This is a genomic window from Thermophilibacter immobilis, from assembly GCF_015277515.1.
Taxonomy (GTDB): domain Bacteria; phylum Actinomycetota; class Coriobacteriia; order Coriobacteriales; family Atopobiaceae; genus Thermophilibacter; species Thermophilibacter immobilis.
Genome location: NZ_CP063767.1, coordinates 453,915 through 467,289 on the forward strand (window position 1 = coordinate 453,915; position 13,375 = coordinate 467,289).

Annotated in this window: 15 protein-coding genes; all 15 read left to right on the forward strand. The window is 69.8% G+C overall.

Annotation, left to right across the window (positions count from 1 at the left end; genetic code table 11):
- The first annotated feature begins 114 nt into the window (after positions 1 to 114).
- On the forward strand, positions 115 to 1,305 hold the full coding sequence (rsgA, locus tag INP52_RS01990) for a ribosome small subunit-dependent GTPase A (protein ID WP_194371950.1): 1,191 nt from the start codon (positions 115 to 117) through the stop codon (positions 1,303 to 1,305).
- 269 nt (positions 1,306 to 1,574) lie between these two features.
- Positions 1,575 to 2,279 carry an SAF domain-containing protein gene (locus INP52_RS01995; protein ID WP_194371952.1) on the forward strand — a complete coding sequence of 235 codons (705 nt, stop codon included), beginning with the start codon at positions 1,575 to 1,577 and terminating at the stop codon, positions 2,277 to 2,279.
- Positions 2,276 to 3,547: a nucleotide-binding protein gene (locus INP52_RS02000; protein WP_194371954.1), complete on the forward strand. Its 1,272-nt coding sequence runs from the start codon at positions 2,276 to 2,278 to the stop codon at positions 3,545 to 3,547. Before INP52_RS01995 ends, INP52_RS02000 begins: the two co-directional genes overlap by 4 nt.
- A 2-nt stretch (positions 3,548 to 3,549) precedes the next feature.
- On the forward strand, positions 3,550 to 4,872 hold the full coding sequence (locus INP52_RS02005) for a CpaF family protein (RefSeq protein ID WP_194371957.1): 1,323 nt from the start codon (positions 3,550 to 3,552) through the stop codon (positions 4,870 to 4,872).
- On the forward strand, positions 4,851 to 5,795 hold the full coding sequence (locus INP52_RS02010) for a type II secretion system F family protein (protein ID WP_228478373.1): 945 nt from the start codon (positions 4,851 to 4,853) through the stop codon (positions 5,793 to 5,795). The genes INP52_RS02005 and INP52_RS02010 overlap by 22 nt, the downstream gene beginning before the upstream one ends.
- Positions 5,795 to 6,430 (forward strand): type II secretion system F family protein, encoded by a 636-nt coding sequence (locus INP52_RS02015; RefSeq protein WP_194371959.1) that lies wholly within the window; start codon positions 5,795 to 5,797, stop codon positions 6,428 to 6,430. Before INP52_RS02010 ends, INP52_RS02015 begins: the two co-directional genes overlap by 1 nt.
- 55 nt (positions 6,431 to 6,485) lie before the next feature.
- Complete coding sequence (locus INP52_RS02020; RefSeq protein WP_194372825.1) at positions 6,486 to 6,677, forward strand: Flp family type IVb pilin; 192 nt, start codon at positions 6,486 to 6,488, stop codon at positions 6,675 to 6,677.
- Complete coding sequence (locus INP52_RS02025; RefSeq protein ID WP_194371961.1) at positions 6,674 to 7,141, forward strand: hypothetical protein; 468 nt, start codon at positions 6,674 to 6,676, stop codon at positions 7,139 to 7,141. The genes INP52_RS02020 and INP52_RS02025 overlap by 4 nt, the downstream gene beginning before the upstream one ends.
- On the forward strand, positions 7,081 to 7,335 hold the full coding sequence (locus INP52_RS02030) for a hypothetical protein (protein WP_228478375.1): 255 nt from the start codon (positions 7,081 to 7,083) through the stop codon (positions 7,333 to 7,335). The genes INP52_RS02025 and INP52_RS02030 overlap by 61 nt, the downstream gene beginning before the upstream one ends.
- Position 7,336: 1 nt before the next feature.
- Positions 7,337 to 7,810 carry a TadE/TadG family type IV pilus assembly protein gene (locus INP52_RS02035; RefSeq protein WP_228478376.1) on the forward strand — a complete coding sequence of 158 codons (474 nt, stop codon included), beginning with the start codon at positions 7,337 to 7,339 and terminating at the stop codon, positions 7,808 to 7,810.
- Positions 7,782 to 9,845, forward strand: coding sequence for a hypothetical protein (locus INP52_RS02040; RefSeq protein ID WP_194371965.1), 2,064 nt, complete (start codon positions 7,782 to 7,784; stop codon positions 9,843 to 9,845). Before INP52_RS02035 ends, INP52_RS02040 begins: the two co-directional genes overlap by 29 nt.
- On the forward strand, positions 9,842 to 10,321 hold the full coding sequence (locus INP52_RS02045) for a hypothetical protein (RefSeq protein ID WP_228478377.1): 480 nt from the start codon (positions 9,842 to 9,844) through the stop codon (positions 10,319 to 10,321). The genes INP52_RS02040 and INP52_RS02045 overlap by 4 nt, the downstream gene beginning before the upstream one ends.
- A 10-nt stretch (positions 10,322 to 10,331) precedes the next feature.
- On the forward strand, positions 10,332 to 10,682 hold the full coding sequence (locus INP52_RS02050; RefSeq protein ID WP_194371967.1) for a DUF192 domain-containing protein: 351 nt from the start codon (positions 10,332 to 10,334) through the stop codon (positions 10,680 to 10,682).
- Between the two features lie 12 nt (positions 10,683 to 10,694).
- Positions 10,695 to 11,234, forward strand: coding sequence for an FHA domain-containing protein (locus tag INP52_RS02055; protein ID WP_194371969.1), 540 nt, complete (start codon positions 10,695 to 10,697; stop codon positions 11,232 to 11,234).
- 99 nt (positions 11,235 to 11,333) lie between these two features.
- Entirely contained in the window at positions 11,334 to 13,304 is a 1,971-nt protein-coding gene (locus tag INP52_RS02060) for a DUF2207 domain-containing protein (RefSeq protein ID WP_194371971.1), read from the forward strand.
- The last annotated feature ends 71 nt before the right edge of the window (positions 13,305 to 13,375 follow it).

The following is a 13,375-nucleotide window of genomic DNA, read 5'->3' on the forward strand; positions in this document are numbered from 1 at the left end:
CTTGCTTCCGGTTTTGCTCTTTAGGGCCCCGTTGGCTTCTCGAAGCCGGCGGGGCCCCGTGCGTGGCGTTGGCTATACTTCTCCCCGAGGCGGGCGAGCTGACGGGGGTGGCGTGTGACCAAGCGAGCGGCGAGAAGACGGCGCGAGGGGAGCGGCGAAGCTCCCCAGAGCCTGCCCGCCCTCTCGACCCTGACGGACCTGCCTGCCTTTGACGAGCTCACCGCCAGTCAGCGCCAGCGCGGCGCGTTTGCGGACGCATGCGAACGCGTAGGCGTCGATGGCACCGTGGGGTGCGAGACGGATCTTGTGCTTGGCTGCGTGGTACGCCTGGACCGTGGGTTTCCTGCCGTGGCGTGCGCGGGCGGGGTGTTCAGGGCGGAGTTCTCGGCGCGCCTCACCAAGGGACGCTCCGGCGACGGCGGGTCACGCGTCGCCGTGGGAGACTGGGTGTGCGCGCGACGTCCCCTCGCGCATGACATGGGCCTCATCGAGGAGGTTCTTCCCCGTGAGAGCGACATCGCGCGCTGGAGGGGCGGCGCGCGCGGGGAGCGGCAGACGCTTGCGGCCAATGTGGACGTGGTGCTCGTCGTGCAGCAGCTCGGGGAGCGTCCCGTCTCATGCGAGCGCATCGCCCGCTCGGCCGTCATCGCGCGCGACTGCGGCGCCCGCGTGGCGGTGGTCCTCACCAAGGCTGACCGGGCCTCCGACGAGGTTCTCGCCCGAGACGTCGCCTGCGTGCGCGAGATCCTTGGGGACTCCTGCGCCCTCGCCCTCACCTCGTCCGCGCAGCGCGAGAAGGAGCGCCGGCGCGTGCGAGACCGCTCGGGGGAGCTGGGAGTCGCCTGGGGGGCCGACGCCGTGAGGGCCCTTGTGCCCGCGGGCGTGGTTGCCATCGTGCTGGGAGAGTCGGGGGCGGGGAAGTCCACGCTCCTGAATGCGCTCGTAGGCCGCGACGTGCTCGAGACGGGCTCGGTGCGCGTGGCCGACGACGCCGGCAGACACACCACGGTCGCGCGGCGCATGGTGTCTCTGCCGGGGGCCGGCGTCGTCGTGGACGAGCCGGGCCTGAGGAGCCTTCCCCTCGTGGGGCACGAGCGGGGCCTCTCGCAGGTGTTCCCCGAGATCAGCGAAGCGGCTCGCACGTGTCGCTTCAGGGACTGCACCCACCTGCACGAGCCGGGCTGCGCCGTGCGCGCCCAGCATGAGGAGGGGGTCGTCTCGGACGAGCGGCTCGCCTGTTACCTGGCTCTGGCTGCCGAGATGCGCAAGAGCGCCTCGACCCTTGACCCCGATGTGGTCATCTAGATAGCCTATATATAAATATATAATCTTTATTGAAGCGAGTGAGGCGTGCGGCTGCAGCGGGGACGCTGGGGATCCCGCCTCTCGTTTTGACTCCGCTTATGTCTGTTTACCTGCTGATAAGTTATTTTTTGCCCGTCTGCGGAAAGAAAGCGGTAAGAAGGCGGAAGGCCTTTCTCAAAAACTCGCCGAGAGCCCTTTGGTGCGGGGAGAAAATGCTCTCACACGCCACGTCGTCACGGGGACGACCGGCGGGAGGGAGGGCCTGACCAATGACTCGTCGCTTGAGATTTGTCCTGTCAGGGGCGCTTGCCCTGCTTGCGGCCGTGCTGTGCGCCTCGTACGGCCAGCACGTCAGAGACGAGGCCGACCGCGTGAGGGCGGAGGCTCTCGAGCGCTATGGCGGCGAGGTTGTGAACCTCGTGGTTGCCTCCGACGGGCTCGAGGCGGGAGACATCGTGGACCGCCAGAGCGTCGTGGAGCGCGACTGGATTTTTGACCTCGCCCCCGAGGGGGCCGTGACGGACCTGGAGAGCGTCCTTGGCACGGAGGTGACGGTTCCCGTTGCGGCGGGGGCACCCCTCACGTCCCTCAATTTCAGAGACGATGCCGATGCAGTGGAGGTGCCCTCGGGACGCGTGGCGCTCTCGGTCCCCGTGACCGACAAGCTCGCTCTGCCGTCCTCGGTGGCTGCGGGAGGGATGCTCGTTGCCTACGAGGTGCAGGACGCGGGCACCAAGGTGGTGTCCTCCAGCCTGCAGGTGCTGCGAGCGCCGGGGGAGCAGACGACTGTGGGCTCGCATGCCGCAATCACGCTCGCTGCTTTGCCGGATGACGTCGCTCCCGTGCTGGCCGCAAGCGCTCAGGGGAGCCTACGCCTCGCCCTGCCGGCCGATGACGTCACCGGGCTTTCTGGCGAGTCCAAGACGGCGCCGACCGTGGTCTCCGCCGAGAGCGCGAAGGGAGACGGCGCATGAATGACTGGATTTCCTTCTGCGGCGAGACGAGCCGCCCTGACGTGACCCGTGCCTGCCTGGCCCTTGATACCTCGGCGAGGCTCGAGTTTGCGACCAGCGCCGACGGTCTGCGCAGGGCGGTCTTCGAGTCCGCACCCGGCGAGCTCGGCGTCATCGTGGGGCCCGCGCCGGATGGCGTCTCGGACGTGAACCTCGCGGCGGCGCTTGCCCATGACGGCAACGCGCGGCGCGTGGTCCTAGCGACGGCGGGCGTGTCGGGATCCCTGAGGTCGCGCGCCGCACGAGCGGGCGTAGACCTCGTCGTCGACTTCGAGGAGCTGGGGGAGGGGCCGTGCGCTGAGGCGGGCAGGAGCGCGGCGGATGGGGGTCCTTGCACGCTGCCCGCTGCCGTGCCCCTCCCCACCTCGTCTTCTCGTTCGGAGGGCACGGCACCTGAGGGTTCCGCCGCTCCCGTCCTGGTGTTTTGCTCGGGTCGCGGAGGAGTGGGGAAGACCTCGATCGTGGCCGCCGCGGCGGCCCAGGCCACCCTCTGGGGCCTGCGTGTGGTCGCGCTCGACCTCGACCTCTCCTGCGGCAACCTGTACAGCTGCTTCGGCCTGACCGGGGGCTTCGACCTCGCGCGGCATGGCGTCCCGGGCGAGGGGGGGACCGATGCCACGCGGGGCGTATGCGTCGGCGGTGCCCCCTCCCTGCGCGTGCTCGGTCCGTGCGAGCGACCCGAGACGGCTGAGCTGGCGATGCCGCACGTGGGAGGTCTCCTGGAGCGTCTGTCTCACGAGTGCGACCTCGTACTCGTGGACACCTCGACGACGTTTACCGACGCCGTCGCCCAGGCGGCCCAGCGCTCGGACCGCCTCGTGCTAGTCACGGACACGCGCCCCGGCGCCGCGGCGGCTCTCGCCCGCATGGCAGGCCTCGCGGTGCGGCTGGGGGTCGCGCGCACGCGCATCGCGCGCCTCGAGAACCGGACGAGTCCGAGGTCGAGGATGGACTTCGCCCTGGGGCGCGCGGAGGTCGGCCTCGAGGCGGCTCGCGCATTCAGGACCTTCGAGGGCGGCGCGGAGGTGTCCGATCTCCTGTCCTCCGGAGACGCCCTGGACCTGGCCGAGGCGGGCTCGGCGTTCTCTGACTCCGTGGCTTGCGTGCTCGCGCAGCTCCTTGCCGAGCTGGGGAGGCTCCCCCCAGCGGAGGGCGCCCAGCAGGCTCTGGAGGCAGACGCACCGGGCCGTCATCGGGGGCTTCTCGGACGGCTCAGGGAGGCGAGGTAGCCATGTCGGTCCTGGAGATGGTCCGCGAGGTCGAGGCTGCCGGAGTCGCGTCATCCGGTGCGCATGCGCGCCTGCGGGCGGCCCGCGAGCGACTCAAGGCGAGCCTGGTGGAGCGTCTGGGGCTCCCCACCATCGCGGGGATGCTCTCGAGCGAAAGCGTGGCCCAGGCCAAGGAGGAGCTCGGCGTCGCGCTCGAGGCCATCCTTAACACGCAGGGCTACGAGGACCTCATGGACGACGAGCGCGCCTCCGTCGTCCGCCAGGTCATAGACGAGGTGTGCGGGCTCGGTCCCCTGCAGCCGCTGCTCGAGGACGACGAGGTCACCGAGGTGATGGTCAACGGCTGCTCCGCCCTGTTCTACGAGCGCGCGGGGGAGCTCTTCTCCGCGCAGGCGGTGTTCGACTCGCCCGAGCAGATCATGATCGTGATCGACCGCATCCTCGCCCCGCTCGGCCGCAGGCTCGACCGCTCGAGTCCTCTCGTGAGCGCTCGTCTCGCCAACGGGGACCGCGTGAACGCGGTCGCGGCCCCCATCGCCATCGACGGTCCGGCGGTGACCATCAGGAAGTTCTCGAACGAGGTGCGGACCCTGGGGCGCCTCGTCAGTCTTGGGTCGCTCCCCGACTGGTACGCGCGGCTCCTGTCATGGGCGGTGCGCATGCGACGCTCCGTCGCGGTTGCGGGAGGGACGGGGTCGGGCAAGACCACGCTGCTCAACGCCCTGTCGTACGAAATCCCCCTGGGCGAGAGGATCGTCACGATCGAGGACTCGGCCGAGCTGCGCTTCGACGCGCACCCCAATGTCGTGCGCATGGAGGCTCGCGGGGACTCCATCGAGGGGACGGGCGAGGTGGGCATCCGCGAGCTCGTGAAGAACGCCCTGCGCATGCGCCCCGACCGCATCGTGGTGGGGGAGGTGCGCGGCGAGGAGTGCATCGACATGCTGCAGGCCATGAACACGGGACACGACGGCTCCCTGACGACGCTTCACGCCGGCGACGCCGAGGAGGCGGTGCTCAGGCTTGTCCTCATGGCGCGCTTTGGCATGGACCTTCCCACCGAGCTCATAGAGGAGCAGATCGCGACGGCCATCGACCTCATCGTGGTGACCCGCCGCCTCGCCGACGGAACGCGCCTCGTCACCTCGATGAGCGAGGTCGCGCGAGGGCCCGGCGGTGAGGCTGAGCTTACCGAGTGCGTGAGCTTCGGGCCTGTGGCGCGCTCGTGGCGCCTTTCTCGCGAGCCCGGCTTCGTGGGACGGGGCGTGGACGACGGCGTCCTCGACGAGAGGGAGGTGGAGCGATGGAGGCGGCGCTGCTCGTAGCGGCCTGCCTGCTGACGTGCCTTGCAGCTCTCGTCGCTCTTCCCCCGCAGGGGGAGCCCGCTGGGCCCCGTAGGGCGCTCAGGGCGAGACGGGCGCTGTCTCGTTCGGCCTTTGCCGTTCTGGAGCGACTCGCCCGGACGCGCCTGGTCGAGGGGGTTCTCGCCACGCGGGTGGGGGCGAGCCTGGCCCGTGAGCTTGCCTCTCGTGCAAAGGTGCCCGCTCACCTCATGAACGAGCAGGTGGCAGCCGCGGCACTCGTGGTCATCCTGGCGCTTGCGAGCGTGGGGGCGGGCCTCGTGTTCGCGTCTGCGGCAGCCGGAGTCGTGGCGTCCGTGGCGCTCTTTGTCACGGCCGTGGCGCGCGATGGCGCTCGCAGGCAGCGCTCCCGCCGCGAGGCAGCTGCCGCGATGCCGGGCATCTATCGGACGCTCTCCGTGGCCATGGGGTCGGGGCAGACGCTCGCCCAGGCCGTCGAGTACGTGGGCTCTCACGAGCGGGGGACGGCGGCGGGGGCCTTCGCCCGAACGTCTCTGCGACTGCGATGTGGCATGGGGACGGAGGAGGCCGTGGAGCGCCTCGCTGCGGAGCTCGATGCTCCGGGGACGGGGCTTCTCGCCACCGCGCTCGTGGTCTCGCACCGCACGGGAAGTCCACTGCGCGACCTACTCCTGCGCTCGGCGCGCCTGGTCGAGCGTCAGGGGGAGTTCGAGCGCCTGCTTACGGTCAAGACGGCCCAGGTCAGGCTCTCGGTCAGGATTGTGTGCCTGCTTCCGGTGGTCATGGTCGGACTGCTGACGCTCATATCCCCCGACTTCCAGCGCGGTCTGCTCACCGCCCCGGGCCTTGCGTGCGTGGCCCTGGCGCTGCTGCTCGACGGCCTTGCCCTGCTGATCATCAGGCGCCTCGTGCGCGGGGTCCTGTGATGGGGGCCAGAGAGGCGGCCCTGATCGTGGTGGTGTCCGCGTGCGCGGCGCTGTCCGCCCTCATGCTCGCTGGCACCTTCCCGAGCCGTATCCAAGCCCCCGCCCTCGTCAGGCGAGCGGCCGCCTGGGTGCGCGACCTTCCCGCGCTTCGTCGCGCCCGGGGCCTGGAGCGGCTCTCCCGTCGGCGCGCGTCGTGCCTCGCGGAGCTTCCGGTCCTGCTCGACGTGGTCACGCTCGGCCTGTCGGCGGGGCTCTCGTTCGACTCGTCTCTCGAGCTCTACTGCGAGCGCTACGACGGCGAGCTCGCCCACGCGTTCTCGGAGGCGATGCTCAGCTGGAGGATCGGGGCCTCTACCCGGGAGGGCGCCCTCGCGAGCCTCGCCGACGAGCTGGGGGTGGCCGCCCTGGGGAGGTTCTCCTCGGTGGTCGCCGAGGCCCTCGCGTTCGGGACGCCCCTGGCCGAGGCCCTCGAGCGGCAGGCCCAGGTCATGCGAGACGAGCAGCGCTCGCAGATCGAGGAGGAGATAGAGCGGGTTCCGGTGAAGATGCTGATTCCCCTGGGGACGCTCATCGTCCCCGCGATGTTTCTCGCCATCCTGGGCCCGCTTCTGGGGTCCTCGCTGGTGGCTGGATAGGCGCTAGGACGTTTCGGGGCCATGGGCCCCTTGAGGAAGGGAGAAGCACATGAGGATGGCAAAGCTGGCAGGAAGGGCTCTGGCCTCGTCGCGCGCGCTCGTTGCCGACGAGTCGGGGCAGGGGACGACCGAGTACGCGATTCTCGTGGGCGTGCTCGTGGTCATAGCGATCGTGGCGATCATCGCTTTCAGGGACCGGGTCTCTGAGCTGTGGGATGCCATAGCGAGCGGCATCAACTCGCTGTGAGCCGGAGGGGCCCTGCGGGCGCGCTCGTCTTGCTCGTGGCCGTTGCGTTGGTGGTGGCAGTCTTCGGTGGCCTCGGTCGGAAGGACGAGCTCTCACAGGAGGCCGTCCTCGCCCCGGAGGCACGGGACTCCCTGGAGGCCCTGGGGGACTCGGAGGGAGCCCCCGTCGCTCGCGACCTGCTCGACCAGGCTGACGCCGTCAGCTACGAGAGCGAGCTCGACCTGGAGGAGGAGGCCTCCGACCTGCTCGAGGAGTATCGGCAGCGTGGGGACTGCGTCGTGGCCCAATACGGCTACCTGGATCTTTTGGGAGGAACGTGGGGATGCGTGATGCAGGGAGAGGGGTGGGTTGAGATATGTCTCGTGCAGAGAGGCGCCGGCGACGCGAGAAGCGACGTCGTCGTGTGGCATATGGACGCAGAAGACGTCGCGGCCGTCTGCGATCCGGAGGCGGGGCCCGCCTGATCGAGAATCGCCTGGGGCAGTCGACCCTCGAGTACCTCCTCGTGCTCGTGGCGTTTGTGGCCATGGTGGGCGCGCTCGGCCTGCTCTGGCATGCCGCCCGCGACGGCAGGCTCGTCGAGCTTGCCCGCGATGCGGCGTCTCATGGGGCGGGACAGGGGGCGCCCGCCCTGCTCAAAGACATCGTGGAGTTTTGAGGTGGGGGCGAGGTGGGTACGGCGTGGCCAGGCGACCGTCGAGGCTGCCCTGCTCCTGCCGACCGTCCTGACCCTCGTGGCGCTGCTCGTGCAGCCCGCGTGCGTGCTCTACACGAAAAGCGTCATGGCGAGCGCGGCGAGCGAGGTGACGCGCCTGGTGGCCACGGCGTGCGGATCCGACGACGCGGTGCGCGCCTACGTGCTTCGCAGGCTCGCCGCCGTGCCCGACCTGGGGGTCTTTCACGAGGGGGGCGCGGGCGCGTGGGAGGTCCGGACGCAGGGCCCCGACGATGCGGGACGGGTGACGGTGGAGGTCGAGGGGCGCGTGAGCCCACTGCCGCTTCTGGGGACGATCGTCTCGGCCCTGGGGGAGGCGGACGGCGGAGGCGTCGTCATGCGCGTCGAGGTTACGCGAGACGTGCGCGCTGACTGGATTGGAGGAGGCTATGAGGACTGGATCGGTATCTGGGGGTGAGCGGGGCGGCGGGCGCGCGCCCGTGCTCTCGCTCTTCAGGGACGACGAGGACGGGTTCACGACGGTGGCGGTGGCGATCGCCCTGCTCCTGAGCTTGACGCTTGTCTTCTCGGCCGCCGCCGCGAGCTGGGTGGCCGCGCGCTCCTCGGAGGTGCAGAGCGTCGCCGACGCCGCCGCGATGGCGGGGGAGAACGCGGTCGCGGCCTTCTCGACGGTCGCGCAGGTGCTGGACGCCTGCGTGCTCAGCATGGGCCTCGCCGGCATCGTGGTCTACGGGGCGGGGCTGGTGACCTCGTGCGTGCCCGCGCTCACGGCCACGGGGGCAGTCATGTGCGAGACGGGCGGCAAGATCCTCGAGACGAGAAGGCAGTTCGCCCAGAGCGCGGCCCAGGGCATCGAGCGGCTGGAGGACACGCTGCCCCTGCTCGTGGTGGCCAACTCTGCCTCGTGTGTGGAGGCCAACGCGCAGGAGGGCCTGGTCTACGTGGGGTGCGCCCTGCCGTTTCCCACCGAGTCCCAGTCGGACTTCTCGGCCTTCGAGGCCGACGTGGACGACCAGGAGCTCGCGGAGCTCTCCGAGCAGATGCGCACGGCCTCCGAGGAGGCGGCCGAGACGCAGGGGCGCGTCCAGGACACCCTCGCGCGCGGGTGGATGGCCGACTGCGGCTCTGCGCCCTACTGCCTGCGCGAGCGCGCGGCCTCGCTCGCGGGGCTCTCGGGGGCCGAGAACCCCAACTACCCCTCCGTCGCGGGATGGACGTTCGGTGCCCCCCTGCTCCGCGCACGCCGCTACTACGCGGCGCGCCTCCAGAGGACGCCCGTGAAGGGAGCGACGGCCGAGGAGCTCACCGACGCCGCCTGTCGCAGGGCCTTCTACGAGTATGCCCTCGGGAAGGTGCGCGAGGGCTCCTACGAGGAGCTCGACGACGGGGTGGTCCTCATCGACCTACCAGAGCTGCCCAGAAACGCCGAGCAGACGCGAGCGACGGAGCTTTATACGCAGGTGTTGTGGCCCTGCACCCTCGAGGACGGGGTTCGGACGCTGCACTCCTCGACGAGCTGCCCCGCGGCCACGGGCCCCGCAGCCGGCCCCGCCAGCCTCGCGGACCTCGACGCGGGCGTGCTCGCCAGCTGCGATACCTGTCGGATGGACGCGGGAGAGCTGGGGCGCGTGGCCGCCGCCTCGACCTCGATCGAGAACGGCTTCGAGTATCACTGGCGCGCCGTCGTGGAGGCCTCGGAGCAGTACGAGCAAGCCAGAAACGAGCAGGCCCAGGCCGAGAGACGCAGCCGCGAGCTCGCCGAGGAGGGGTCGGGGGCGTTCTCGCGAGCGCTCGAGCAGCTTCACGTGGCCCGGCCGACTCTGTGTCCCCCGGGGGCGTGGGGCTGCGTGGCCGTGGTTGCGCGCACCAGCTCCCAGACGGTTCCCACGGAGCTCACCCAGGCGTTTCTCTCCTCGGCCGAGCTCCCCGAGGGCGCCGCCGCCTCGGCTGCCGTTCTTGCCCCGGACGAGTCGACCGCCCAGAACAACGTGCTGGCCAGCTTCTTCGACGCGCTCTCTGCGGGCGACTCCGCGCTGGGGGGCACCGCCGACGCCGTGCTGGAGCTCTGGGGGGACCTTCTCGTGGGTTATGGGTCGGCCTACGAGGGGGTTGCGGGCGCGGGAGGGAGGTTCCTCGAGGGGCTGGACGGCGTCCTCGGGGGTTCGGTGGGCTCCTGGCTCAAGGGCAGGCTCAAGGAGGTCATGGTCAGCGCCGGCCTCGAGCCCGCCGACCTGCGCCTGAGAAAGCCGGTGCTCGTCAACACCCAGGACGTTCTCGGCCAGAGTGGCCTCGACCAGGCCTCCTCCGTGCGCGACCTGGTGAGGAAGCTCCCGGACGCGGGCACGGCCTATGACTTCGCCCGCGCGGCGGGCCTCTGGCTCGTCGAAGAGGTGGGAGACGCCACGTTCACGGTGGCCGAGATCACCCTGCCGGGAACCGACGTCTCCTGGCCGCTGACCATCGACCTCTCGCGCCTGGGGGAGGTCGCATGAGCGGGCCACACGGCAGGCGGGCCTCCCTGGGCTCCGGCCAGATGACGGTCGAGCTCGCCGTGGTCACGCCCGTCGTCATCGTCGTCGCCCTCGTGGTGCTGAACCTGATGGGCTTCGTGGAGGCCTGCGCGGCGTTCGACCAGCTGGCGCTGGACGCCGTCGTGTCCCAGGGGGTCGCCCCCGCGGGCGAGCAGGTCCAGCTCGCGTCCGTGGAGCAGGTGCGCGCGTCTCTGGCGGAGTCCCTCGGCCGAGAGGACCGCTGCGAGGTCGAGGTGAGCGCGCGGAGCGTGGACGAGGGGAGAAAGGACACCTCCTTCACGGTCTCGCCCCTGCTCACGCGCTACGTGTGCACGCTGTCCTATCATCCCTGGCCGCGCTTCTTGAGGATGCCGGGCGTGACCCTCGAGGCCCCGCTCACCCTCCGCCACGAGCGCGAGCTCGTGGTGGACCGCTACCGGCCTGGGGTGGTGATTTGAGGTGGAGCTCGTGAGGGTGGTCGCGGACGAGCGTCCCGAGGAGCTCCGTGAGCTCGTGGTGCTGGGAACGTGGGCCAAGAGGCTGCGCGGCCTGCTCGGCACGGACGAGCGCGCCCGTCCCGTGCTGCTCACGAGGTGTCGCTCCATCCACACCTGCGGCATGCGCTACGCGTTGGACGTGGCGTTTGTCGGCGAGCGCGGCGAGGTCCTCTCGGTCCTGCGGGGGCTCGCTCCCCGACGTCACGCCTCGTGCACGAGGGCGGTCTGCGTGGCCGAGCGGCCAGCCGGCGAGGGCGAGTGGTTCGAGGAGGGTCAGCATCTGTGGATCGTCTCCGTCAGCCTTGGCGTGACGGGGACATGAGAGGAGGACTTCATGGGATCAAGAGACGGGGGACGGAGCTGCTACGAGACAAAGGAGTGTCCCCGGTGCGGGGCGGAGCTCTATGCGGACCTGCAGATCTGCTACGGCTGCCTGTACGACTTCTCGCGTGACGTAACGCATGCGGCACCGGTGCTCCCAGACGCGGATCCGCACAGAGACGAAGGGGGAGAGGACACATACGACCTTGGTGCCGCGGCCTCCATTCTCGCGCGAGCGACGGGGCCCGTGGGCATGCTCGTGCGCACCTCGGTCGCGGACCTGTGGGTGAGCGTGCCGGAGGAGGGGCTCCTGTTGGGACGCGACCCCTCGTGCGACGTCGTCCTCCACTCGCCTGCGGTCTCGCGTCGGCACCTGCGGGTGGTGCCCACGCCCAACGGAATGGACGTCTGCGACCTGGGGTCCACCAACCCGGCCACCTATCGGGGAAGGGAGGTGGCCGATCGCGTCGCCGTGGCCTACGGCGAGTCGGTCGACGTGTGTGGCTGCCTGCTCACGATGACGGGACCGGCTACGGGACCTCTGGAAGGCTGAGGCCTCGCTGGCCCTGGGCGCGCCGCCGCCACGAGAAGGAAACGAGGCTCTGCTACTCTGTTCCCGTTCGACCGTCTCTTCCCGACTGCGGAGGTTCCCATGGCCACGTGCTCCAAGCGTCGCTTTAGATTGTCCCTGCTCCTCTCGGCCCTGTTCGTTGCCCTTGCGGCATTGGTCGTCATGCCCACGCCCGCCTATGCGCGCGACTACGAAATAACCCAGGTGGACATCGATGCCACGGTCCGCGAGGACGGGACGCTGCACGTCGTCGAGACGCGCACCTACGCGTTCGACGGTAGCTTCAACGGTGTCTACTGGCTGATTCCCGCAGGCTACAACAGCAGCAACGGCAAGAGCGTCTCGGTGGACGTCATCTCTGCGGGTGAGCAGACGGCGTCCGGCCTCGACAGCTTCGAGGAGTCGGGCCTGGGCGTCGATGGGGTCTACGAGGTGACGGACTCGGGCTCGAACAAGCAGGTCAAGCTCTATGCGCCCCATGCGAACGAGACCGTCTCGTTCACGATCGCCTACGACGCGACGGGCATCGTCACGCGCTGGTCGGACACTGCGGAGCTCTACTGGAAGTTCGTCTCCGACGGATGGGACGTCGAGTCCCAAAACGTCACCTGTCGGCTGCACCTGCCCGTCGCGTCGGGGGAGTCCGTGGCCGCGGGGGACAACGTGCGGGCCTGGGGCCACGGCCCGCTCGACGGCTCGTCCGCGTTCGACGGCGATGACGTCGTCTACACGGTCCCCGGGGTGGGCACCGACGAGTTCGCCGAGATGCGCGTCACGTTTCCCGCCGCATGGGTCTCGGGCCTCGGGGAGACCTCGGGAGACAGGCTCGACACGATCCTCTCCGAGGAGCAGCAGTGGGCGGACGAGGCCAACGCCAAGCGCATGTGGGCCCGCGTCGCCTACTACGGCTCGCTCGCGGCCGTCGTGGCCGTGGCGGCTGCGACCGTCGTCGTGGCCCTGCGTCGTCGCGCGCGCTACCGGCGCGACTTTGCACCCCAGTTCACGGGCACCTACTTCCGCGACGTTCCCACCAAAGACCACCCGGCCGTTCTCGGTGCGCTCTACAACAGGGGCAGCGCCAACGAGAACGGGCTCACGGCCACCCTCATGCACCTTACCGACGAGGGCCTCATTCGCCTCGACAAGGTGACCACGAGGAGCAAAGGCCTCTTCAAGGACAAGGTCAAGGACGACTATCGCCTCACCAAGCTGCACGACGCCCCCGCGGCGGACGAGGCGAGGGGAGCCCTCAACAAGGCCTCGGCGACGATAGACCGGCAGACTCTCAAGTTCCTCTTCAGCAAGGTCGCCAAGGGCAAGGGGGACGAGAATCCCGAGCTTCTCTTCTCCGACCTCGAGGCCTACGCGAAGGCCCATCCGCAGGGCTACTCGGACGCCTACGACTCCTGGAAGAACGCCGTCGACGGGAAGTACCTCGCGCGCTTCTCGGGAGACGGGCTCAAGGGCTACGGCAAGGGCTCGCTCATAGCCCTGGCCACCGTAAACTTCGTGCTGGTCATTGCCACTCCCATCCTGTTCGCCCTTCTGGGCGCACCCGTCGCCCTGGGCATTGCCCTGCCCGTGGTCCTGCTCGGCGTGGGCCTCTTCGCCTCCGTAGTCGCCAAGGGAATGAAGGACGTGAACCATGAGGCCGTGGAGGTCAAGGCGCAGCTCGAGGCGCTCCGGCGCTGGCTGGTCTCGTTCACGCACCTGGACGAGGCCGTGCCCACCGACGTGGTCCTGTGGAACCGCCTTTTGGTCATGGCCGTCGCCTTGGACGTGGCCGACGAGGTGATTGAGCAGCTCAAGGTTGCCGTTCCCGAGATTCTCAACGACCCGTACTTCATGCCCACCTATGGCTGGTACTACTACGGTGGCGTCGGCATGCGCTCGCCCGCTGCGGCCTTCTCCGAACATCTGGACTCGGCCCACCACGTCTCGGCCGCTGCCCTCTCGCACTCGGGCTCGAGTTCGGGTGGCGGCGGGGGCGGTGGCTTTTCCGGCGGGGGCGGCGGTGGCTTCGGCGGCGGAGGCGGCGGCGGGGCATTCTAGGCGCCGGCCTCAGGCCCCAGAAAGCCTTTGACATAGAAGGGGCATCTGGGTATAGTGAACGAGCTTCGCAG